Source organism: Paraburkholderia sp. J76 (assembly GCF_905220295.1).
Lineage (GTDB): Bacteria > Pseudomonadota > Gammaproteobacteria > Burkholderiales > Burkholderiaceae > Paraburkholderia.
Map to the genome: position 1 here is coordinate 135,221 of NZ_CAJMZJ010000001.1, position 21,499 is coordinate 156,719.

Annotated in this window: 20 protein-coding genes; 11 read left to right on the forward strand and 9 right to left on the reverse strand. The window is 64.1% G+C overall.

Annotation, left to right across the window (positions count from 1 at the left end; genetic code table 11):
• Nucleotides 1-162 precede the first annotated feature (162 nt).
• The gene (locus U5768_RS00670) at nucleotides 163-432 is read left to right on the forward strand and encodes a hypothetical protein (RefSeq protein WP_322028454.1); all 270 of its coding nucleotides are present in this window, start codon (nucleotides 163-165) and stop codon (nucleotides 430-432) included.
• A gap of 50 nt (nucleotides 433-482) precedes the next feature.
• Here the strand turns inward: U5768_RS00670 and argG are convergent, their stop codons facing one another.
• Nucleotides 483-1,817, reverse strand: coding sequence for an argininosuccinate synthase (argG, locus tag U5768_RS00675; RefSeq protein ID WP_322028455.1), 1,335 nt, complete (start codon nucleotides 1,815-1,817; stop codon nucleotides 483-485).
• A gap of 203 nt (nucleotides 1,818-2,020) precedes the next feature.
• The gene (locus U5768_RS00680) at nucleotides 2,021-3,031 is read right to left on the reverse strand and encodes a glycosyltransferase family 2 protein (protein WP_322028456.1); all 1,011 of its coding nucleotides are present in this window, start codon (nucleotides 3,029-3,031) and stop codon (nucleotides 2,021-2,023) included.
• 281 nt (nucleotides 3,032-3,312) lie between these two features.
• On the opposite strand from U5768_RS00680, the gene U5768_RS00685 reads away from it, so the two are divergent.
• From U5768_RS00685 to U5768_RS00720, 8 genes are all read left to right on the forward strand, one after another.
• Nucleotides 3,313-4,398 carry an FUSC family protein gene (locus tag U5768_RS00685; protein ID WP_322028457.1) on the forward strand — a complete coding sequence of 362 codons (1,086 nt, stop codon included), beginning with the start codon at nucleotides 3,313-3,315 and terminating at the stop codon, nucleotides 4,396-4,398.
• 129 nt (nucleotides 4,399-4,527) lie between these two features.
• Entirely contained in the window at nucleotides 4,528-5,253 is a 726-nt protein-coding gene (locus U5768_RS00690; RefSeq protein WP_415913824.1) for a 2OG-Fe(II) oxygenase, read from the forward strand.
• 30 nt (nucleotides 5,254-5,283) lie between these two features.
• The gene (locus tag U5768_RS00695; RefSeq protein WP_322028458.1) at nucleotides 5,284-5,835 is read left to right on the forward strand and encodes a methylated-DNA--[protein]-cysteine S-methyltransferase; all 552 of its coding nucleotides are present in this window, start codon (nucleotides 5,284-5,286) and stop codon (nucleotides 5,833-5,835) included.
• Nucleotides 5,836-5,842: 7 nt separating this feature from the next.
• Nucleotides 5,843-6,580 (forward strand): 2OG-Fe(II) oxygenase, encoded by a 738-nt coding sequence (locus tag U5768_RS00700; protein WP_322028459.1) that lies wholly within the window; start codon nucleotides 5,843-5,845, stop codon nucleotides 6,578-6,580.
• Between the two features lie 231 nt (nucleotides 6,581-6,811).
• Nucleotides 6,812-7,531, forward strand: coding sequence for a DUF969 domain-containing protein (locus U5768_RS00705; protein ID WP_322028460.1), 720 nt, complete (start codon nucleotides 6,812-6,814; stop codon nucleotides 7,529-7,531).
• Nucleotides 7,528-8,478, forward strand: a complete 951-nt coding sequence (locus tag U5768_RS00710; RefSeq protein WP_322028461.1) for a DUF979 domain-containing protein — start codon at nucleotides 7,528-7,530, stop codon at nucleotides 8,476-8,478. Before U5768_RS00705 ends, U5768_RS00710 begins: the two co-directional genes overlap by 4 nt.
• A gap of 10 nt (nucleotides 8,479-8,488) precedes the next feature.
• Nucleotides 8,489-9,499 (forward strand): DUF2891 domain-containing protein, encoded by a 1,011-nt coding sequence (locus U5768_RS00715; protein ID WP_322028462.1) that lies wholly within the window; start codon nucleotides 8,489-8,491, stop codon nucleotides 9,497-9,499.
• Nucleotides 9,500-9,749: 250 nt separating this feature from the next.
• Complete coding sequence (locus U5768_RS00720) at nucleotides 9,750-11,315, forward strand: methyl-accepting chemotaxis protein (RefSeq protein ID WP_322028463.1); 1,566 nt, start codon at nucleotides 9,750-9,752, stop codon at nucleotides 11,313-11,315.
• Between the two features lie 13 nt (nucleotides 11,316-11,328).
• Here the strand turns inward: U5768_RS00720 and U5768_RS00725 are convergent, their stop codons facing one another.
• The 7 genes from U5768_RS00725 to U5768_RS00755 all read right to left on the reverse strand — a co-directional run bounded on the left by U5768_RS00725 (nucleotide 11,329) and on the right by U5768_RS00755 (nucleotide 19,380).
• Nucleotides 11,329-13,071: a Na/Pi cotransporter family protein gene (locus tag U5768_RS00725; protein WP_322028464.1), complete on the reverse strand. Its 1,743-nt coding sequence runs from the start codon at nucleotides 13,069-13,071 to the stop codon at nucleotides 11,329-11,331.
• 39 nt (nucleotides 13,072-13,110) lie between these two features.
• Entirely contained in the window at nucleotides 13,111-15,891 is a 2,781-nt protein-coding gene (locus tag U5768_RS00730) for an HAD-IC family P-type ATPase (protein ID WP_322028465.1), read from the reverse strand.
• A 190-nt stretch (nucleotides 15,892-16,081) separates the two neighbouring features.
• On the reverse strand, nucleotides 16,082-16,606 hold the full coding sequence (locus U5768_RS00735) for a GNAT family N-acetyltransferase (RefSeq protein ID WP_322028466.1): 525 nt from the start codon (nucleotides 16,604-16,606) through the stop codon (nucleotides 16,082-16,084).
• 49 nt (nucleotides 16,607-16,655) lie between these two features.
• Nucleotides 16,656-17,207, reverse strand: coding sequence for a hypothetical protein (locus tag U5768_RS00740; RefSeq protein WP_322028467.1), 552 nt, complete (start codon nucleotides 17,205-17,207; stop codon nucleotides 16,656-16,658).
• A gap of 279 nt (nucleotides 17,208-17,486) precedes the next feature.
• Nucleotides 17,487-18,152, reverse strand: a complete 666-nt coding sequence (locus U5768_RS00745; RefSeq protein WP_322028468.1) for an O-methyltransferase — start codon at nucleotides 18,150-18,152, stop codon at nucleotides 17,487-17,489.
• 73 nt (nucleotides 18,153-18,225) lie between these two features.
• On the reverse strand, nucleotides 18,226-18,633 hold the full coding sequence (locus tag U5768_RS00750) for a VOC family protein (RefSeq protein ID WP_322028469.1): 408 nt from the start codon (nucleotides 18,631-18,633) through the stop codon (nucleotides 18,226-18,228).
• Between the two features lie 180 nt (nucleotides 18,634-18,813).
• The gene (locus U5768_RS00755; protein WP_322028470.1) at nucleotides 18,814-19,380 is read right to left on the reverse strand and encodes an XRE family transcriptional regulator; all 567 of its coding nucleotides are present in this window, start codon (nucleotides 19,378-19,380) and stop codon (nucleotides 18,814-18,816) included.
• A gap of 161 nt (nucleotides 19,381-19,541) precedes the next feature.
• Here U5768_RS00755 and U5768_RS00760 point away from each other — a divergent pair, with 161 nt between their 5' ends.
• The gene (locus U5768_RS00760; protein ID WP_322028471.1) at nucleotides 19,542-20,921 is read left to right on the forward strand and encodes an LLM class flavin-dependent oxidoreductase; all 1,380 of its coding nucleotides are present in this window, start codon (nucleotides 19,542-19,544) and stop codon (nucleotides 20,919-20,921) included.
• Nucleotides 20,922-20,991: 70 nt separating this feature from the next.
• Nucleotides 20,992-21,498: a flavin reductase gene (locus U5768_RS00765; RefSeq protein ID WP_322028472.1), complete on the forward strand. Its 507-nt coding sequence runs from the start codon at nucleotides 20,992-20,994 to the stop codon at nucleotides 21,496-21,498.
• Nucleotide 21,499 lies beyond the last annotated feature (1 nt).

Consider the following 21,499-nt stretch of genomic DNA (forward strand, 5'->3'; position numbering starts at 1 on the left):
CGCTGGATCGTTTCGGCGGCGGCGTAGGCTTCGGCACCCATGACCGTGATGTAGTTAATCAGGTCTTCGCGCGCTTATTCGCTGGGGAATATCCGGCGCTTCTTTGTGGGGCGACTTGCCGGTTGGGTCAGGTAACACTGAACAGTCATCGCGTCCGCTCCGTTGCTGGATTCGGCCCGCTCGACCAGGAGAAGCTTGCGAGCGATCGATCGGCGCGCCGGTTATGCGCTTTGCGTCACACACCGCTCGCAAACCATGTCAGGGCTTTTCGTAAGTGCGACGACTCGCGCCATTATGGCCAGCGTGCGCATTAAGCCGAAAGACGAAATCCGCGCCATCGTGCGGGCGCTCAACAAGACCGCCGCACAGGCACGCACAGGCGTATCGCGCGCGATTCTGGAACACGAAATCGAATGGCTCGCGAAGCGATAAAAAAAAGGAAGGCCGAAGCCTTCCCTCTTTCTTGCCAACCGGACGACGCCTTACTTCTTCTCGTCGTTCAGTTGCGGGAGCGTGTAAGCAGCGCCCGGCGAGAGCAGGCCGACCTGCGAGTACACGCGCAGCTTCTCGCGCGTATCGGTGATATCGAGGTTGCGCATCGTCAATTGGCCGATACGGTCGCGCGGCGAGAACGTCGAGGCGACCTTCTCCATCGACAGACGCTCCGGCTGATACGTGAGGTTGTCCGACTTCGTGCTGAGGATCGAGTAGTCGTTGCCGCGGCGCAGTTCGATCTTCACTTCGCCGGTGATGGCGCGCGCCACCCAGTGCTGGGCCGTTTCGCGCAGCATGATGGCTTGCGGGTCGAACCAGCGGCCCTGGTACAGCAGGCGGCCGAGACGCCGGCCGTTCTCGCGGTACTGCTCGATGGTGTCTTCGTTGTGGATGCCCGTGACGAGGCGCTCATAGGCGATGTAGAGCAGCGCGAGGCCAGGGGCTTCGTAGATGCCGCGGCTCTTCGCCTCGATGATGCGGTTTTCGATCTGGTCGCTCATGCCCAGACCGTGACGGCCGCCGATGCGGTTCGCTTCGAGCAGCAGTTCCACGGCGTTCGGGAAAGTCTGGCCGTTCAGCGCGACCGGCTGGCCTTCCTCGAAGCGGATCGTCACTTCTTCGCGGTCGATCTTGACGTCGTCGCGCCAGAACGCCACGCCCATGATCGGGTTCACGATCTTGATGCCGCTTTCCAGGCTTTCGAGATCCTTCGCTTCGTGCGTGGCGCCGAGCAGGTTCGAGTCGGTCGAGTAGGCCTTTTCGGCCGACATCTTGTACGCGAAGCCCGACTGGCGCATGAACTCCGACATTTCCGAGCGGCCGCCCAGTTCGTCGATGAACTGCTGGTCGAGCCACGGCTTGTAGATCTTCAGGTCCGGATTGACGAGCAGGCCGTAGCGGTAGAAACGCTCGATGTCGTTGCCCTTGTAGGTCGAACCGTCGCCCCAGATGTTGACGCCGTCTTCCTTCATCGCGGCCACGAGCATGGTGCCCGTCACGGCGCGGCCGATCGGCGTCGTATTGAAGTACGTGACGCCGGCCGTGGAGATGTGGAACGCGCCGCATTGCAGAGCGGCGATGCCTTCGGCCACGAGCTGCGCGCGGCAGTCGATCAGGCGCGCACCGGCGGCGCCGTATTCGGTCGCGCGGCGCGGGATCGAATCGTAGTCGTCTTCGTCGGGCTGGCCCAGGTTCGCCGTGTAGGCGTAAGGCACGGCGCCCTTGAGCTTCATCCAGTGCAGCGCGGCGCTGGTGTCGAGGCCGCCGGAGAAGGCGATGCCGACCTTTTGGCCGGTGGGAAGGCTTTCAAGAATTGTGCTCATGATGAACGAGGGTGCGGAAGGAATTCGGTCGAATCGTCAAGTATGTTGTATCCCCGGCCTTTCGGCAAGCCTGACGGGGAGGGCCGGCGGGCCCTTTCGACGCGGCATGGCGTTCATAAAAAAGGGGCGTAGCGCCCAGCCCGCACGCCGTCGCGATGTGTCGTAAATTGTAACAAACGCTGTATCGGCCCCGTTTTTGAAGGCTAGGGCATGCGCGCCCGGGAAGTGTCCACGGCTTGCTCGTCCTGGATGCCCAGCAGCGTGGCGGGCTCCGCGCCGGGCCGGCGCGTGGCCTTCCAGATCATCAGCAGGTGGTAGTAGAGGCGCGGGCTGAAACCGAACCGGTACGCATGGAGGTTGCCGAGCGCGAGTTGCAGCCCGGCGCGCGCCTCGCGATTGCGCGCGAGCAGCGAAACCACGATCGGCACGAGCCGGCGCATGGCGAGCTTGCGGGCCGGTTCGAGTTCGGGCGGCAGCGCGAGGCTGCGCAGAAAGCGCCATGCGGAGATCGACGAGGCATTGATGCCCGTGCGCGTTGCCTGGGATACCGAAACATCCGTGATGCGGTAGCACGAGACGTATTCGTTCACGTAGCACACACGTCTGGCCGCGAGACAAAGCTGCGTGCCGAACACGTAGTCGCAGCAGGTGCCGTGGCGGTCGTCGTAGCCGATGCGCTTGACGAGCGCCGCGTTGGCGAGCCAGCCGTTGTTGGGGAACATCTGCACGATGCCCACGCGTCCCGGCGGATTCTGGAGGCCCGCCGCGCTGGCCGTGCGGTGATAGGCGATGTTCATGCGTTCACTGGCGGCGTGCATGATGCGCCCGTCATGATCGGTTTCGTATTGATCGCCGAACGCGACTTCCAGATCCGGATAGCGCTCCCATTGCGCCAGCAGCTTCTCGATGCAGTGCACGAGCAGGTAATCGTCGTCGTGAATGAGGAGGATCTTGTCTCCGCTCGCGCGCTCGAAAAGGCTCGCCACGTTGGGCGCCTGGCCGAGCGCCGGAACGTTGCGCCGGTAAGCAATGCGCGGGTCGCTGCCGTAACGCGAGGCGACCAGTTGCGCCGTGCGATCGTCGCTCGAATCGTCGCCGATCACGATCTCGATGTTCGCGTGCGTTTGCATGAGGCACGATTCGATGCAGCGAACGAGCAGTTCAGGCCGGTTGTACGTCGGCAGGCAAATGGAGACCTTCGTTGTTGTCGTCATAGGTAGACCCCAGTGCTGGAGGTAGGCGCAGGCGTTCGCAAAAGGCGGGTTCGTAATGCGAACTTCATCCGGTGAACATGACGGTAAATGAAAAAAACGCGAAAGAAATGGAAAATAATTTGCGGGGAACAGCGCTTGCGCCCCGCGCTTTTATCCGACGAATCGGAAAGAAAATCCCGCTGCAAAAATAATCGGGAATGCATGCGAATTAACCGGGTGCCGGAACGGTCGCGGCAATCGCGTTAACATTTACGCTCCGCCTGAAACGACCGACGGCATCCATGGCATCCATTTCCTACGCCCACAAACCGCTCACGCCGTTTCGCCGTGCGCTCGCCCGCTTTTCCCTTTCCGAACTCGCGAAGTACACGAAGCTCACGCTCGGCATGTGGATCGGCTTCGGCGTGCCGTACGCATGCGGGTATCCCGAAGCGGCGGTTGCCCTTTCGGGCTCGGCCATGCTCACGCTCGCGCTCGGCAGCTCCATTTCGGCGGCGCGCGGGTACTTCTACAAACGCGTGATGTCGAACCTGGTCGCGATGCCGATCGGCACGCTGCTGATCTGGCTGACCGCACCGCATTTGTGGCTGGGCGTGATCCTGCTGCCGCTGGTGATCTTTACGATCGTGCGCTTGAGGCCTTCGGTGTTCCAGATGACGAGTGTCACCGTGCCGATGACGCTCGTGCTCTACACGGGCGAGCACATACCGTTGCTGGAGCAACGTTTGATCGGCGTGGTGCTCGGCATGCTGCTGGGTTTCATCATCCAGCAGATCGCGTTTCCGCCCGATCACGGCTTCTGGGCAAATACGCTCGTGAACGACGGCAACGCACAGGCCGACACGTTGCTCACCGAAGTCGCGACGAAAACGCTGGACCGCGCGAAACTGAAATCGGCGGCGGCCGCGCTGCGGGTGTCGAGCAGCAACCTGAAACAGGCGCACGATCTCCTCAAGTCGGATCTGGAGCAATCGTGGGTGTCGCCGCATTTGAAGCGCAACCGCGATCGCCTGCCGCTGTTCGCGTGCTACCACGAGCTATTCGACTCGATCGTCGGCTTCCTCGAAACGCTCGATACGTTCAATGCGCAATTCGAGGCGCTGGAGCCGCAATGGAAAGACGCGTACCGGCGCGGCCTCGCGCGCCTCGTCGACGTGCATCGGCAACTGGCTTCACAGGCCGACCTTCGGGTGGAACGCCCGGGCCTTCTCGCGGAGCCGCTCACTCGCGCGGAACTGCACGCGCTCGTCGAGGCACTGCCTGCAACGGGCGTGTTCACGAGCGTCTATCTCGGGCACTTGACCGGCTACGGCATTCTGCTGAGCCGTTTGAGCGACATGCACACGGAGCACCTGCGCAGGGTGTGAGCGCTGGCGTCGCGGGCCTTTTCCATCGACATGTTTCTACCGAATTAGAGCGCAATATCCGGATCGGAATGGGCGGCGCGCTGGCGTATCGTGGGTCTGTGCGAGTCGGCGAGAGGAGGAACAGACGCGATGACAACCTCGGCCATGAGGGCGGAGAAACCGGAATCCGCAAAATACGATTGGGTCGAGATCGAGCGATCGCTCGATGCGCGCGGCTACGCGGTGCTGCCTCGCGTGCTCAAGCCCGGGCAATGCGCGCAACTCGCCGCGCTCTATGCGAAGGACGAAGGTTTTCGCTCGCGCATCGTCATGGCGCGTCACAATTTCGGGCGCGGGGAATACAAGTACTTCGCGTATCCGTTGCCGTCGCTGCTTCAGCGCTTGCGGCACGCGCTTTATCCATATCTCGCGCCTATCGCCAATCGATGGAACGGGCAACTGGGGATCGACACGCAATATCCCGACGATCTCGACGCGTTTCTCGCCCAATGTCACCGCGCGGGGCAAACGCGCCCGACACCCCTGATCCTCGAATACGGCCCCGGCGACTATAACTGCCTGCACCAGGATCTCTACGGCGAGCATGTGTTTCCGCTGCAGGTGGCGATGCTGCTCTCGCGACCGGGCCTCGACTTCGAGGGCGGTGAATTCGTGATGACGCAGACCGCATCGAACGGCCAGTGTGCCGAAGTGGTTCCGCTGGAGCAGGGCGACGCGGTGCTTTTCACCGTCAATCAGCGGCCCGCGGCGAACCGGCGCGGCGGCACGCGCAAGGTCGCCATGCGGCACGGCGTGAGCGTGGTGCGCAGCGGGAAGCGTCACACCGTCGGCCTGATTTTTCACGATTCACGCTAGTGCGCGCCAAAACGCAAAGGACTGCAAATCATGTCGTTATTTCTCAGCCATATCGACTCGCCGCTCGGCGGCCTCATGCTGGTGAGCGATGCGCAGCATCGGCTGCACGCGCTCGAATTCTCCGATCACCGCGTGCGTCTGCATCGCGGCTTGCGAGAACGTCACGGTAGCGCCGAATTGATCGACGCCGCCGCGCCCGCATCGATTGCCGACGCCATGACGCGCTATTTCTCCGGCGAACTCAATGCGCTCGATGCTCTCCCGGTCGTCATGGCGGGTTCGGACCTCGAAGAAAAGGTCTGGGCCGCGTTGCGCCGCATTCCCGCCGGCACGACCACGAGCTACGGCAAGCTCGCCAAATCCCTGGGATTCGAAGATCCGCGCGCGGCTATCGACATAGGCGCGGCGAACGGCGCAAATCCCATCGCTATCGTCGTGCCGTGCCACCGCGTGATTGCCAGCAACGGCGAGCTGAAGGGCTACGCGTGGGGCTTGCATCGCAAGCGCTGGCTACTCGAACACGAGAAGGCCATTCCCTCTCCGAGCGCCGTCGCGCAGACGGCAACGCTTCCCGGTTTTTGACGTGGCTATGACTTCATCCGCCGACACATTCGACAAGCTCGATTGGCGCGCAATCGCCACGCAACTGGACAGCGAGGGCTACGCGACATTGCCCCGACTTCTTGGCGCGGACCGCGCCCGCGCGCTCGCGCATGAGGCCCGCACGTCAAATGCGTTGCGCCGCGCCTCGCTCGATTCGCTCGAACTCGGCCGCGGCGATCTGCTGTATTTCGGCGCGGCGTTGCCGCAGCCGTGGGCGCACTGGCGTGCGGACTTTTATCGTCACCTGGCGCCGCTCGCGAATCGCTGGAACGAGATGTTTGGCATTGCTGATCGATTCCCTGAGGCGCTGGAGGCATTTCTCGCGCGCAACCGGCGAGCGCGGCAAACGCAGCCGCAGTCGCATATGAACCGGCTGGGCGCCGGCGACTATCTGGCGCTGCATCAACGCAACGAAGGCGAGCACGTATTTCCGCTACAAGTGGTTGCCTTGCTCACGGCGCCCGGGGACGACTTCACGGGCGGCGAACTGGTGCTGACGGAGCAGCGCCCGCGCATGCAATCGCGCCCGACGGTCGTTCCGCTCGGCCTGGGCGACGCGGCGATCATCGCCACGGCTCAGCGGCCATTCAAGGGCAGTAGCGGTTATTACCGCGTCAACCTCCGGCATGCGATCAGCCGGGTGCGCAGCGGCGAGCGGATTGGCGTGGAGTTAGTGTTTCATGACGCGCCCCAGGCGGCCCACGATCAACTCGCCTGCATATAGATGCAACTAACTGTCTAGCCCGCGCCGCCCAAGCCAACGCCGCGCTGCGGCGGCAACAAACTGTCTCCACCTGCCGCTCGCGGCCCAGGGACTTCCCTTAAAAAGACTTTATCGACTATTTGTCGATAAATTGTCGTGATAGATTCCTGGCTGATTTGGGCGCAACGGGGAAGCGCGCGCCCACGCGGCCGGCTCCACGAGACCGGCGGGAATACAAAGGGCGGAGGAGACATGCTGGTTTTGATAGGGGTGCCGATCGTCGTGATCGGCTTCGCGTTGCGCCTGAACGCGCTGCTCGTCGTGACGGCGGCGGGCATCGCAACGGGGCTGGCGGGCGGCCTGCACACGGTCGAGATCGTCAGCGCGTTCGGCAAGGCGTTCGCCGACAACCGTTACATGGGCCTCGTCTGGCTCACGCTGCCGGTGATCGCGCTGCTGGAGCGCAACGGCCTGCGCGAACAGGCCAGACACCTCATTTCGCGCGTGCACGCAGCCACCACGGGCCGCGTGCTGATGCTCTACTTCGTGATCCGCCAGATCACGGCCGCGCTCGGTCTCACGTCGCTGGGCGGCCACGCGCAGATGGTGCGTCCGCTCATCGCGCCCATGGCCGAAGCCGCCGCCACGAAGCGCTATGGCGACGTGCCCGACGCCGTGCGCCAGCAGATCCGCGCCAACGCCTCGGCCGTGGACAACATCGCCGTGTTCTTCGGCGAGGACATCTTCATCGCGATCCAGTCGATCCTGCTCATCAAGGGCTTCCTGGAGCAGAACGGCATCATCGTTCAGCCGCTGCAGGTTTCCGTGTGGGCGATTCCCACCGCGTTCGCGGCGCTCCTCATCCATTGCGTGCGCCTGAAACTGCTCGATCACAACCTTTCGCGACGCTTGAACGTGAGCGGCGCGGCCAACACGCCAGGCGCTGCAAACCGCGAGGGAACCGCATCGTGATCAAGCTCGAATCGCTGTATGTCGTCGCGGGCCTGATGTTCGCGTCGTTCGCCCTCTTCAACCTGCTCGACCGCGCGAACCCGCGCCGCGTCGTCAACTTCGTGTTCTGGGGCGTCTATGCCGTGACGTTCCTGTTCGGCGGCGTGCTGCCGCATTTCGTGATGGGCTGCCTCGCCATCGCGCTCGCCTTGATCGCGGGCTCAGGCAAGCTGGGCCGCAGCCCGGCGGGCAACGACACGGCGAAGACCGTGGAGCGCCGCGAGGAGGGCGCGCGGCGCTTCGGCAACCGGCTCTTCATTCCGGCGCTGCTCATTCCGGTCGTGACGCTGGTCGGCACGCTCACGCTCAAATACGCGCCTTTCGTCGAGGCGAAGAACGTCACGCTCATCTCGCTCGTGATCGCCACGCTCGTTGCGTTCGGCGCGGCGCTCGTCATGCTGCGCGATTCGCCCGTGCAGGCGCTCAAGGGCGCGCGGCACACCATGGACGCCGTGGGCTGGGCCGCCATCCTGCCGCAGATGCTCGCGGCGCTCGGCGCGCTGTTCGCGGCGGCGGGCGTGGGCCACGTGGTGTCCGAACTCGTCACGAACTGGATTCCGCAAAACTCGGCGTTCGCGGTTGTGGCCGCCTACACTTTCGGCATGGCCGTATTCACGATGATCATGGGCAACGCCTTCGCCGCCTTTCCGGTCATGACCGCCGGCATCGGCCTGCCGCTGATCGTGCATCAGTTCCACGGCAATCCGGCCATTCTCGGCGCGATCGGCATGCTTTCGGGCTTTTGCGGCACGCTCATGACGCCGATGGCCGCGAACTTCAACATCGTCCCGGCGGCGCTGCTCGAACTGAGCGACAAGAACGGCGTGATCAAGGCGCAATGGCCCACGGCCGTGCTGCTTCTCGTCGTCAACACGCTGCTGTTGTACGCCTTCGTTTTCCGGTTCTGACGAGTTCACGATGACCCCACACCTCACCGCCGCCCACGCCTCGAAGTTCGCCTCGCTCGCGCTGGCCCACCTCACGCGCGAGTACCCGAACAAGCTGACGCACTCGCTCGAAGGCCCGCAGGACGTGCAGGGCCCGCGTGCGCTACATCCGGTCTTTTACGGCAGCTACGACTGGCATTCGTGCGTGCACGGCTACTGGCTCGTGCTGCATCTGCTGGAGCGTTTTCCCGATCTGCCCGAGGCGCAGCAAATCGTCGCCGTGGTGGACGAACACTTCACCCCGGAAAAGATGGCTGGCGAGATGGCTTACCTCACGCTCGCGCACAACCGCGGTTTCGAACGGCCTTATGGCTGGGCGTGGCTGCTCGCGCTCGCGGCGCAACTCGATGCGCTGACGCTGCCACAGGCCGGGCGCTGGAAGGCGGCGCTGGCGCCGCTGACCGACTGGTTCGCCGAGCGATTCGAGGAATTTCTGCCGAAGGCGACCTATCCGCTGAGAGTGGGCACTCACTTCAACACGGCGTTCGCGCTCACGCTCGCGCACGATTTCGCGAAAGCCACCTCGCGCCCGGCGCTGGCGAGGCTGATCGAAGAGACCGCCACGCGCTGGCACGCGAACGACGCGGGCTGCCAGGCATGGGAGCCGGGCGGCGACGAATTCCTCTCTCCCGCATTGAGCGTGGCCCTGCTGATGAGCCGCGTATTGAGCGCGCCCGATTTCGAGCCGTGGTTCACACGCTTCCTGCCCAACCTCGCGGTGCAAGAGCCCGCCACGCTCTTTACGCCGGCCACCGTGACCGACCGCAGCGACGGCAAGATTGCCCACCTCGACGGGCTCAACCTGAGCCGCGCATGGTGTCAGCGCTCGCTCGCACGCGTCTTGCCCGCTGACGACGCCCGCGTGGCCGTGCTCAACGACGCCGCGCAAGTGCATCTGGCCAGCGCGCTCGACCACGTCGCCGGCGACTACATGGGCGAGCACTGGCTCGCCACCTTCGCCACGCTCGCCCTCGAAGCGTGATGGGGCCGGGGCGCGCCGTGCGTGCGCGCCCCACGCCCCACCCCGCGCCCTCGCTTCGAACAGCTAACGGTCGTGCTTCTTTGCCGCGAACCATAAAGTTCGCAACCTCTCTGCCGTTGTTATGTACTGGACGCTTAAACAGCCTGAACGATCGGGCTGCACTGGATAAGCGCGCCGGAACATCCGACGAAAAAACGACTGGGACACGTGTGGCCTCCAGAGCCGCGCGCCCACGCAAGAGAGACCAGGAATGCTTCACAAGCTGTCAATACGCGCGAGCCTGACCTTGATGATCGCCTTTTTCGGCATCGTCCTGATCGTCGGGGCTGCTACAGGACTCCTGTCGATGCGGGCGGGCAACGAGTCGCTGCGCACCATGTACACCGTCGACACGCCGGCCGTCGCGGACCTCGAAGGCAGCGCGGGGCAGTTGCTGCGTCTGCGCCTGGCGCTCGCCACCAACGCGTCGCTTTCCGAACTCGGCGATCACGACGCCGCGGACGCGGTCCTCAAACGCTTCGACCAGTACCTGAAGAACTCGAACGAGCGTCTGGACCACTATCTGTCGATTGCGAGCGGCGAAGGCGAAGCGCAGGACCTCATCGCCGACATGCAGGCCAAGCGCAACAGCTTCCTGCACGACGGCGTCGATCCGGCGCTGGCCGCGCTCAAGGCCGGCGACAAGACCGCGTTCCAGGAACTCCAGGGCCACAAGCTGCCGACGCTCTACAGCAACTACGAAAAGGCGATGCTGGTGCTGGAGAAACGCCAGATCGACCTCGGTGCGCAGCGCTATCAGGAAGCGCAGGACCGCTTCAATGCGGTGAGCGTCGCCGTGGGCGTGGGCATGGTGCTTTCGCTGCTGTTCGCATGGATTGGCCGCGCCGCGCTCATGCGCGCGATCGTGCATCCCGTCGACGCGGCCATTGCGCAGTTCCAGCGCATCGCCGCGGGCGACCTGAGCGGCGCTGTCCAGGCGACGAGCAACAACGAAATGGGCCGTCTGCAGGCCGCGTTGCGGCAGATGCAGGATGCGCTCATCAAGACGGTGAGCAGCGTGCGCGAAGGCGCGCTGTCGATCGACAAGGGCGTGAGCGAAATCGCCGCGGGCAACACCGATCTTTCGCAGCGCACCGAGGAGCAGGCGGCTTCGCTTGAGGAAACGGCGGCGAGCATCGAAGAGCTGACCTCCACCGTCAAGCAGACCGCCGAAAACGCACGCCAGGCGAGCACGCTCGCCGAGGGCGCGTCGGGTCTCGCCGCGCAGGGCGGCGCGCTCTCGCGCGAAGTGGTCGGCACGATGCAGGACATCGTGGGCGACTCGCGGCGCGTGGGCGAGATCGTGGGCGTGATCGAGGCTATCGCGTTCCAGACCAACATTCTCGCGCTCAACGCGGCCGTGGAAGCGGCGCGCGCGGGCGAGGAAGGGCGCGGCTTCGCGGTGGTGGCGAGCGAAGTGCGCTCGCTCGCGCAGCGCAGCGCGGCGGCGGCCAAGGAGATCAAGGAACTGATCGAATCGTCGACGTCGCGCGTGGAGACGGGCGCGAACCTCGTCGAGCGTTCGGGCTCGACGATGAGCGAGATTGTCGAAGCGATCGCGCGCGTGAGCGCGATCATGAACGAGATCGCATCGGCGGCTGCGGAACAGAGCACGGGCATCGACCAGGTCAACGTCGCCGTTGGGCAGATGGACCTCGTGACCCAGCAGAACGCGGCGCTCGTGGAACAGGCAACGGCCGCGGCTTCGTCGCTCGAAAACGAAGCGCATCGGCTGAACGCGGCGGTTTCGGTGTTCCGCACTGGCCGCGCAGGGTAGCGCCGCCCGGGCGTCACGCCTGGGTTTCGGCCTCAGGCTCGGCCTCGGCCACGGCAACCTGAGGCTCCAGCACTTTCACGTCGTGCAGCCACCGTGTGGCCTTCGCGATGGCGCGCGAGAGCCGCGCCACCTCGTTGAGCTGCTCGATTACGTCGTTGGCGAAGCGGAACACGAATGCCGCGCCCTCGTTGCGCAACTGCAGCGCGGACATGATGTGTTGCCGCGCCGAATCCGACTGCGCTTCGATTTCGGGCTTGGCGTTGACGATGCGCGTCACGACATCGGCCTCGGGATGCGCGATCGTCTGCACGGCGAGCGTGAAATACTCGATCACGGATTTCGCGAATTGCAAAAGCTCGGGGTTGTTCGCCAGCACGGTCACGTCCGCGCTTTGGGCGGCGCGCCGCTGGCTCAGCGCGAGCATGCTTGTGGTGGCTACGTCGCGGATGGCGTCGATGCAGGTCGCGATGCGCGCGAGATCCACCAGTTGCCGGCCTTCGTCGTCGCTGTGCACCGCGTCGGAGAGCTTGCCGATGTAAGTGAGAATAGCGGTGGCGAGCGAGTCCGCCGCCTTGTCCTCGTTCGTCACCGTGGAAAGCGCCTGCGTGGAGCTTTCCACGAGCAGCGCCGCGCTATGCTCGACCAGAAGCTGCACGAGCTTGCCGAGCGAAGCCAGTTCGAGCTGCACGCGCGCGATGGCGAGCGCCGGCATTTCCACCAGCGTTTCGTCGAGGTAACGCGGCACGCCCGGGTCCTGCCAAGCTTCGCGCCGCACCGGGGCGAGGCGTTCGGCGAGCTTCGCGATGGGTCCGGTGAACCAGATCAGCACGACGGTGCTGAACACGCTGAACACCGTATGCGCGTTGGCGGCCTGGCGCGGCGTTTCCGCGGCGAGGCGCGCGGTGCCGGTGAGATCGGGCGCGGAAGGCGAGATCATGCGTATGAAGTCGGCGAACTGTGGAATCGCAAAGACGAAAAACAGCACGCCCAGCACATTGAAGAGCAGGTGGACAATACCGACCTGCGCCGCCTCCGCCGACTTGCCAATCGAGGCGAGCAGCGCGGTGCCGCAGGTGCCCACATTCGCGCCGAGTATCAGCGCAATGCCCGATTCGAGCGGAATCAGCCCCTGGCTGCCCAGCGCGATCACGATCGCGAGCGTAGCCGCCGAGCTTTGCACGATCGCGGTGAACACCGCGCCGATCACGACGCCGATCAGCGGATTGCGCATGTCCTGCATCGCGTCGATGAACGGCTGGTAGTCGCGCAGCGGCCGCGTGGCGTTGCCCATCATCTCGATGCCGAGAAATAGCAGGCCGAGGCCGAGCAGCGCGCCGCCCAGCTCGCGCAGCGTTTCGCGTTTCGCAAAACCGTAGAGCAGGAAGCCGCCCGCGAGCATGAACGGCACGAGTGCGGAAATATTGAACGCGATGATCTGCGCGGTGAGCGTCGAGCCGATGTTGGCGCCCATGATCATCGGAATGGCCTGCCGCAGCGTCATGAGCCGCGCGGAAACGAAGCCCACCAGCAGGACGGTGGTGATGGTCGACGAATTGAGCAGCGCTGTAATGCCCGCGCCCGCGAGCACGCCGCGAAAGCGGTTGGCCGTGAGCGAACCCAGCAGCGATTGCAGGCGCGCCCCGGCAATCGTCTTAAGCGCCCCCGTCATGAGGTCCAGCCCGAACAGGAACAGGGCGAGGCCGCCAACCAGCAAACCGGTCACTTCAACCAGGTTCAGATGCGCACCAGGCAGCATGGTAAGGAGCCCTCGCTTTCGAGTCGGGACGAAACGAATTTACGCGTCATGGTACTGCCTTGTGGCCGCGCCGCGCTGTTGCGGGCTCACCGACCGCTTGAGCGCCGGTATCGAACGAATGACGAGCTTCTCGACTTCCACCACGAGGAAGAAGAGGATCGCGCCCGCCGCGAGCCAAAGCCACGCCGAGGGCGGCAGGGATGCGGTTTCGAATACGGCATGAAACGGCAGCGTGTAGGTGAAGAGAATCTGCAGCACCACGACGGCGCCGATGCCATACCAGAGATACGGATTGCCCTGGTGCGCGCGCGCCGATAGCGCCGAATTGATCAGCGAGCGGCTGTTGAGCAGATAAAAGACCTGACCCATCGTGATCGCGTTGACGGCGGCCGTGCGCGCGAGCGGGTCCGGCGCGCCTTGCGACTTCATCCAGAAGAACGCCGCGAGCGTATAGAGCACGAGCGTCGCGCCGACAAAGAGAATGCGCCACACGCCGAACGGCGTGACGATAGGCCGGTCGATCGAGCGCGGCGGGCGTTGCATCACGTCGCTCTCGTGCGGCTCGAAGGAGATGACGAGGCCGAGCGCGACGGACGTCACCATGTTCACCCACAGCACCTGCGGCGCGGTGATCGGCAGTGTGAAGCCGAACAGGATCGCGATGGCGATCACCGCACCCTGTGCGATATTCGTGGGCAGCATGAAGAGCATGGCCTTTTCGATGTTGTTGTAGACCGTGCGCCCTTCCTTGACCGCCGCCGAGATCGAGGCGAAGTTATCGTCGGCGAGGATCATGCCCGCCGCTTCCTTCGTGACCTCCGTGCCCTTGATGCCCATTGCCACGCCAATGTCGGCTTTCTTGAGCGCGGGCGCATCGTTCACGCCGTCGCCCGTCATGGCGACCACCTGGCGATTGGCCTGGATCGCCTTCACGAGCCGCAGTTTGTGTTCGGGGCTCGCGCGCGCGAACACGTCCACGTCGCGCACGCATTCCTGCAACGCGGCGTCGTTCATCGCCTCGATTTCGGTGCCGGCCACGGCCGTCCTGCCGTCGCCGATGCCGAGCATGCCCGCAATCGCGGCCGCCGTGACCTTGTGGTCGCCCGTGATCATCGTCACGCGGATGCCGCCGCCATGGCATTCGCGCACGGCGTCGATCGCCTCCTTGCGCGGCGGGTCCATGAGGCCCACGAGGCCGAGCAGCACCAGCGTCTTCGGCAGGTCCTGCGGGCCGAGGTTGCCCGTTTCGAGACCCGGCTCGGGCAGCCACGCCAGCGCCAGAACGCGTTCGCCCTGCGAGGCGAGCCGTTCGCCTTCGCGTGCGAAGCGCTCGCGGTCGAGCGGTGCGGGGCCGCTTGCCGTTTGCTGGCGGTCGCAGTTCTCGATGATCACTTCCGGCGCGCCCTTCACGAGCAGCATTTCGCCTTGCGCCGAGCGGTTCAGCGTGGCCATGAACTTGTGCTCGGACTCGAATGGAATGCCGTCGATGCGCGGCGCGGCCGCCGCTTCCGCGCTGCGGTCCATGCCGAGCTTGCCCGCGAACGGATAAAGCGCGCCCTCGGTGGGGTCGCCTTCCACTTTCCATTTGCCGTCTTCTTCGAAGAGCCCGGCGTCGTTGCACAGAATGGACACGCGGCCCATGAGCGTGAGCACTTCCGGCGGCGCCGCGCCGAGCGCCTTGCCGCCCGCGCGGACCTCGCCTTCGGGGGCGTAGCCGTCGCCGGTGACTTCGTAGGGCGCGTCCGCCGTCACGACCGAAGTCACCATCATTTCCATGAGCGTGAGCGTGCCGGTTTTATCCGAGCAGATGCGCGAGACGGAGCCGAGCGTTTCCACGGCGGGCAGACGGCGGATGATGGCATTGCGCTTCGCCATGCGCTGCACGCCAATCGCGAGCGTGATGGTGATGAGCGCGGGCAGCCCTTCGGGAATCACCGACACCGCAATGCCCACCACCGCCTGGAACAACTGGATGAACGTCATGTGGCCGAGCCAGTGGCCCCACGCGAAGAGCAGCACGCTGAGGATACCGATGGCGATCGTGATGACGTATCCAAACTTCTTGATCTGGCGTAGCAGCGGCGTTTCCAGCGCGCTGACCTCGGCGAGCATCTGGTTGATGCGGCCAAGCTCCGTCTGGCTGCCCGTCGCGACGACGATGCCGGTTGCGCGGCCCGAGAGAACCATCGTGCCGGAAAACGCCATGTTTTCGCGGTCGCCCACGGTGGCCTGGGCGGGCACCGCGCCGGTGTTCTTTTCCGCGGGCACGGACTCGCCCGTGAGCGCCGCTTCCTCCGTGCGCAGATTCCTCGCTTCGACGAGGCGGATGTCGGCGGGGATCTTGTCGCCCGATTCCAGCAGCACGATGTCGCCGGGCACGACCTCGTCGGCGGGAATCAGGCGCACTTCGCCCGCGCGCAGTACGCGCGCTTCCGCGGAAAGCATGTTGCGGATCGAGTCGAGCGCTTTCTCGGCGCGGCCTTCCTGGAGGAAACCCAGCAGCGAATTGAGGATGACCACTGCGAAGATGATGGAAGCGTCGAGCCACAAGCTCAGCATCAACTTGATGAAGCCGGCCGCGAGCAGCACGTAGATGAGCACATTGTTGAACTGGGCAAGCAGGCGCATGAACGGGCCGCTTTTCTTGCCTTGAGGCAGGACGTTCGGCCCGTAGGTGCCGAGGCGCTGCGCCGCGTCCGCCACGTCGAGCCCTTGCGACGCGTGCACGCCCAACTGGCGCTCGATCTCGTCGGCGGGCATGGCGTGCCATTGCACTGCGCCTGCACTTGCAACGCTTGCCGCACTGTCGCCAGAACTCATCTTCGCCCCCTGGTTGCGCAGAGATTCAACGCAATAGTAAGTTTTTTTCGCAGCAGGCACGCGCAAGCTGGTGCGCGCGGTTTTGTCCGGCGCGGCGGGCGCCGCGGGATGTATGGCAACATCTGCGCGCAGAAAGGGCGCGAAACGCTTGAGATCTACTCAGAGGGCGAGCGGATTGCGTGTATGTGCTTCAGCGGGGGAAGGTTGTGAAGGAGGCGAGCCTTTCGTACAGCGACCAAACATGGCCGCCCGGTTCTGGCTCGGTGTACAGCCCGACGCGAATAAAGCCAAGCGACTCGTAGTAAGCGCATAGCTGCGTATTGTGGACGGCGCAGTCGAGCCGGACAAAGCGCCGGTTCAAGCCGCGCACCTTGTCAGCGCACCAGTCAAGCATGAAGCGCCCGTATCCTCGTCCGTTAAAGCCTTTTCGGACAGAGAGCCCATGCACATAACCGGCAATGGGCTCCTGAGGTCCCCAACGAGTGTCGTCGTCCAGAACGAGCGAAAACGTTCCGACTGGATTCCCTTCCAGTTCAACTACATACACTTCCTTTTGGGCGACGTTGCTGCGTATCCAGTTCTCCGAAAATCCATTCCCTTCAGTACCCCACGCATAGTCGCGGTACGCCACCTTTTTCGCATGCGCATCGTTTCGAATCTGGGTAATTATCGGTACGTCATCTGCCGTCGCCCGACGGACGTTTTTTGAGGTCATCGGTCATATTTCCGCTGAGGAGTTTCCATGGAGAACGCATCGTTGCTGCTCACTGCCGAAGCGGCAACCGTAAAGCATTCAGTATTCGGCGCTCGTAGGCTGGCCAGTCTCTCGCGGAGTTCTCAATTGAGAGCTTGACTAGCGGTAGCTGGTCAAACAGAACGTCGGTGATTCGCCGATAATCCCGATATAGGGAGATTAAGCCTTCTAGTCCCTTGTAACCTTTGCGAACACAGTACGGACCCGCAAGCTTCCAGTTCATCTGATAGTCGGTCCACTCGGGGCCGCGCTCAGTACAGACGGTTCGAACCGCTTTTTCCACGTCCTCCTGCCAAAGATAGAGGATGAACGGATCAAGCGGCGCAATGACCGTGGCCAACGCGCTTACGTAGTCAAAAATCAGCGCTGAATCGGCGTCCATCAGCAGCAGGTGCGTCAGGTCTCCATGAAATAGTTGACCGTCCATCACCGGGATCGGGGAATCCTTCCGCGTCGCCTCGACAAAAGCGGCCCATCGGGCCAGCGCGCGGTCGGCGAGATGCCGCGGCGTGGCGTCCCTCCATGGCTCGAACCAATGCTCGAGTTCGTCCGTCGCTCGCACCGGGTGAGGCTCCGTCCTTTCATGTAGCGGTAACGCCAGGTACCCCGAGTCTTGCAGGTTCCTGGCAATGAATCGCATTGTCGTGGACTTGCCAGAACCCATGATGCCCTCGATTATTACGAGCCCATGAGCGAACGCTTCTGAACAGTCGGGATTCGCCGAGATTGCCATTGTCGTGACAACGCCCTGTAAGGTCCTGCGTGTCGAACCTGCGATGTGAAATTTTCGACGATTCAGGCGCGGCCGTCGCCGCTGCGCTACGCGGATGGCGACACCTTATCACCCAACCCGCATCGAAACCTCCACATCCTCCCCAAACGGAATCGACAGATACCCATTGCCGGGCGCGCGCACGCGCGCCAGATACTCGGGGCTGTAATCGGCATTATCCGCGACGACAAACGCACCCGCCGCAAGCCGCGATTCAACGAGGCTCAAAATGTCGCCGTACAGCGCCTTCGCGCCGTCGAGCAGCAGGAGGTCGATCGAATCGGGCAGATCGACGCTCAGCGTCTGCAAGGCATCGCCTTCGCGGATTTCCACGAGATCGGCAAGTCCGCCGCTCACAAGGTTTTCGCGGGCGCGTACGACCTTCGACGCCTCGAATTCACAAGTAATCAACCTGCCGCCGCCATTGTCGCGCAGCGCGGCCGCGAGATGCAGCGTGGAAATACCAAACGACGTCCCGAATTCGACGACCGTCCGCGCACGGCCGCCGCGCGCCAGCATGTAAAGCAGCACGCCCGTTTCCCGCGAAACGGGAAGCGCAACGTCCTTGAGGCGCCCGTAGAAGTCGAGATAGTCTGTCTTGCTCTGCATCAGCCGTGTGCGCTCCTCGGACGAGAGCGACGCCACTGCGGGAATGGAGGCCGGCGAAATGGCGTCGGCTTCTTCGAACAGTCGATTCAGCAGCGGCGCGAGTTGGGGGGAAGTCAATGTGTTCATAAATATTTTCGCAATATAAATAGCATGACTAAGTATCAATCGGGAATCCGTTCCGGCTTCGCGATCATACGGGTCAGTTGTCGAACGTGCCGCGATATTCGGGGGCGGCGTCCACGCGCGTATTCATTTCAAACATCACGCCACCGGGCGCGCGGCAGAAGAACCGCGACCCTCGGCCATTGTTGAAAATGCCGGTTTCCATATGAACGCCTTCCGCCGTAAAGCGCTCGTACAGATCGCGCACGGCATCGAGGCTCGGCAGTTCGAAGCCCACGTGGAAATTCCTGGGCCATGCCGGCACGTCCTCGCCTGCATGGTCGATCACCACGTCATAGCCGGGGCGCTTCAGGATGTACGACTGGTCCCACGTTCCCGCAACAGTGAATCCCAGATGGCGTTCGAAGAAGGCCGCTGTTGCGGCGGTGTCGGAAGAGGGGAAGCTCAGGTGATTGAGCTTCATGGCTTGAATCACGTCTTTCATCGTCGGTCTCTCATGATGTGGCGGCGGCCCTGTGCCGCTATCGCCCGAGGACTTCAGAATATAAGCAAATGCTCACATTCGGCTACTCGCATTGGACGTGCGAGCGTCGCGTGCGCAAAAGGCCTGTGTTTAGCCGGTTTAACGATGAGGCACCGCAGCCGCGCTGCGGCGTGCTCGCATTCAGCGTCGCACGAGCGCCACGACGTAGACGCACGGACCGTCGCCCGGATTGGAGAATGCGCAGTCGGAAGGCGGTCCGAGCTGGAGGCAATCGCCGGCTTCGAGCGTATGAATCTGCCCGCCTTCCTCGAATAGCAGCGTGCCGCTGCGCACCCAGATCTGTTGATGCTGGAACGTGAACGCCGATGCCGGGTAAGCCACGCGAACGCCGCCCGGCAACGCGATTTCCACGAGGTCGAGCATGCCGCCGTTGCGCGGCGAGACGGCCCGGCGCGTATAGCCGGTTTCGGGATCTTGCCAGATCTGCTGGTCGGCGGCGCGGCTCAAACGCTCGCCGGTTTGCTCGGCGAGCGCGAGCAGCATGGAAAGCTGCAGCCCGAAGGCGCCCGAAAGGCGGCCGAGCACGGTCGCCGTAGGGCTCGCTTCGCCGCGCTCGATCTTGCTGATCATCGCCCTGGAAACGCCCGAGCGTTCGGCCATGTCCGCGAGCGACCAGCCGCGCGATTCGCGCTCGATGCGCACGCGCATGGAAATGGCGGAGGTGGGGTCGATGAGCGGTCTATTCATGGCGTGGGGGCGGGATCGGGTCAAATTATACGGGGCACTGGCTGCACATCGCTTAGCAGAGTTCGCGCGCCCTCGTGTTAACCCGGATCAAAACCCGGTTTCATTAGTAGCCGTTCGTCTACTATAGTAGATGGCATCGAGCGCGCCGAAAAGGAGCCGACATGCCGCGTGAAATCCGTCTGAACGCTTTCGACATGAACTGCGTGGGCCACATCCAGCAAGGCTTATGGACGCATCCGCGCGACCAGTCGGGCCGCTACACGGAGTTGCAGTACTGGACCGATTACGCGAAGAAGCTCGAACGGGGCCTCTTCGACGGCATTTTTTTCGCGGATGTCGTGGGCGTATACGACGTCTACGGCGGCAATGCCGACGCGGCGCTGCGCGGCGCGGTGCAGGTGCCGGTGAACGATCCCACGCTCGTCATTCCCGCCATGGCGGCGGTGACGCAGCATCTGGGCTTCGGCGTGACGGCGAATCTCACGTACGAGCAGCCGTTTCTGTTTGCGCGGCGCATGTCCACGCTCGACCATCTCACGGGCGGGCGCATCGGCTGGAACATCGTGACGGGTTATCTCGACAGCGCGGCCCGCGCCATCGGCATGGACGGCCAGAACGCCCACGACGACCGCTACGATCTGGCCGACGAATACATGTCGCTCGTGTACAAGCTCTGGGAAGGCAGTTGGGACGACGACGCGGTCATCAACGACCGCGCCGGCGGCATCTACGCCGACCCCGCGCGCGTGCGCATGATTCATCATCACGGGCCGCAATACAAGGTCGATGCGATGCACCTGTGCGCGCCGTCGCCGCAGCGCACGCCCGTGCTGTATCAGGCAGGATCGTCCACGCGCGGCAGGCGCTTTGCCGCGACGCACGCCGAGTGCGTGTTCGTCAACGGCCAGAAGATGGAAGGCGTGAAGGAGATCGTCGGGGACATTCGGGCGCAGGCGGTGCGGCTCGGGCGCGCGGCCGACGACGTGAAGATCTTTCTTGGCGCGACGCTGATCGTCGGGCGCACCGATAGCGAAGCGCGCGAAAAGTTCGAGGAGTACCGCCGCCATGCGAGTTCCGAAGCGGCGCTTGCGCACGCGGCGGCGTCGCTTGGCATCGACTTCGCGCGCTACGATCTCGACGAGCCGATCGAGACGGGCAAGAGCCAGGCGATCGTGTCCAACGTCGAAGCCGTGACGCGCAGCGCGGGCCCGCAATGGACGCGCCGCAAGCTGCTGGAGCAGATGGTGCTCGGCAGCCGCCAGGCGCCGTGGGTGGGTTCGGCGCAAAGCATCGCGCAAACGCTGATCGACTGGAGCGAAACGGCCGGTGTGGATGGCTTCAATCTCTCGCGCACAGTGGTGCCGGAGTGCTTCGACGACGTGGTCGAACTGCTGGTGCCGGAACTGCAATCGCGCGGCGTGTACAAGCGCGCGTATCGCGAGGGCACGCTGCGCGAAAAGCTCTCGGGCCGCGCGCGGCTGCCCGCGTCGCACGCGGCGGCGCAGTATCGCGGCGAGCGCGTGAATGACGCACAAGCGTGACGCACAAGCGGCGCATGATAAAGAGTACTGAATTCCCGCTACGAGGAGACCGCGGCAAGCGGGCAAGAATATGGTAGACAAATCCCTCTTTCGCGACGCCATGGCAGGCCTTGGGGCCGCCGTGAACATCGTCACGACCGACGGCGACGCCGGGCGCGCCGGGTGCACGGCGTCCGCCGTGTGCGGCGTGACGGACGAACCGCCCACGCTGCTCGTCTGCATCAACCGCACGAGCCGCAATAACGCGATCCTGCGCGAGAACGGAAGGCTTTGCGTGAACGTGCTGGCGGCCGATCAGCGCGATGTGGCCACGCGCTTCGCCACGAAAGACATCGACATGGCCGAACGTTTCGCGCTCGCCGAATGGTATCGGCTCGAAACGGGCGCGCCGGCGCTGCGCGGCGCGGTGAGTTCGTTCGATTGCCACATCGCGCGCACGACCGAGGTCGGCACGCACACGGTGTTCTTCTGCGAGATCAAGGCGGCGCGCATGGTGGGCGGCCGCGATGGGCTGATCTGGTTCGGCCGCGCGTTTCATCGCGTGCTCGCGCAGGCGCACGCGGCCGCGGCGGCGTGAG

Coding starts and splice junctions, on each gene's coding strand:
- argG (WP_322028455.1), bottom strand. CDS start 1,817: ATGAGCACAATTCTTGAAAGCCTTCCCACCGGCCAAAAGGTCGGCATC.
- U5768_RS00680 (WP_322028456.1), bottom strand. CDS start 3,031: ATGACGACAACAACGAAGGTCTCCATTTGCCTGCCGACGTACAACCGG.
- U5768_RS00685 (WP_322028457.1), top strand. CDS start 3,313: ATGGCATCCATTTCCTACGCCCACAAACCGCTCACGCCGTTTCGCCGT.
- U5768_RS00690 (WP_415913824.1), top strand. CDS start 4,528: ATGACAACCTCGGCCATGAGGGCGGAGAAACCGGAATCCGCAAAATAC.
- U5768_RS00695 (WP_322028458.1), top strand. CDS start 5,284: ATGTCGTTATTTCTCAGCCATATCGACTCGCCGCTCGGCGGCCTCATG.
- U5768_RS00700 (WP_322028459.1), top strand. CDS start 5,843: ATGACTTCATCCGCCGACACATTCGACAAGCTCGATTGGCGCGCAATC.
- U5768_RS00705 (WP_322028460.1), top strand. CDS start 6,812: ATGCTGGTTTTGATAGGGGTGCCGATCGTCGTGATCGGCTTCGCGTTG.
- U5768_RS00715 (WP_322028462.1), top strand. CDS start 8,489: ATGACCCCACACCTCACCGCCGCCCACGCCTCGAAGTTCGCCTCGCTC.
- U5768_RS00720 (WP_322028463.1), top strand. CDS start 9,750: ATGCTTCACAAGCTGTCAATACGCGCGAGCCTGACCTTGATGATCGCC.
- U5768_RS00725 (WP_322028464.1), bottom strand. CDS start 13,071: ATGCTGCCTGGTGCGCATCTGAACCTGGTTGAAGTGACCGGTTTGCTG.
- U5768_RS00730 (WP_322028465.1), bottom strand. CDS start 15,891: ATGAGTTCTGGCGACAGTGCGGCAAGCGTTGCAAGTGCAGGCGCAGTG.
- U5768_RS00735 (WP_322028466.1), bottom strand. CDS start 16,606: ATGACCTCAAAAAACGTCCGTCGGGCGACGGCAGATGACGTACCGATA.
- U5768_RS00745 (WP_322028468.1), bottom strand. CDS start 18,152: ATGAACACATTGACTTCCCCCCAACTCGCGCCGCTGCTGAATCGACTG.
- U5768_RS00750 (WP_322028469.1), bottom strand. CDS start 18,633: ATGAAAGACGTGATTCAAGCCATGAAGCTCAATCACCTGAGCTTCCCC.
- U5768_RS00755 (WP_322028470.1), bottom strand. CDS start 19,380: ATGAATAGACCGCTCATCGACCCCACCTCCGCCATTTCCATGCGCGTG.
- U5768_RS00760 (WP_322028471.1), top strand. CDS start 19,542: ATGCCGCGTGAAATCCGTCTGAACGCTTTCGACATGAACTGCGTGGGC.
- U5768_RS00765 (WP_322028472.1), top strand. CDS start 20,992: ATGGTAGACAAATCCCTCTTTCGCGACGCCATGGCAGGCCTTGGGGCC.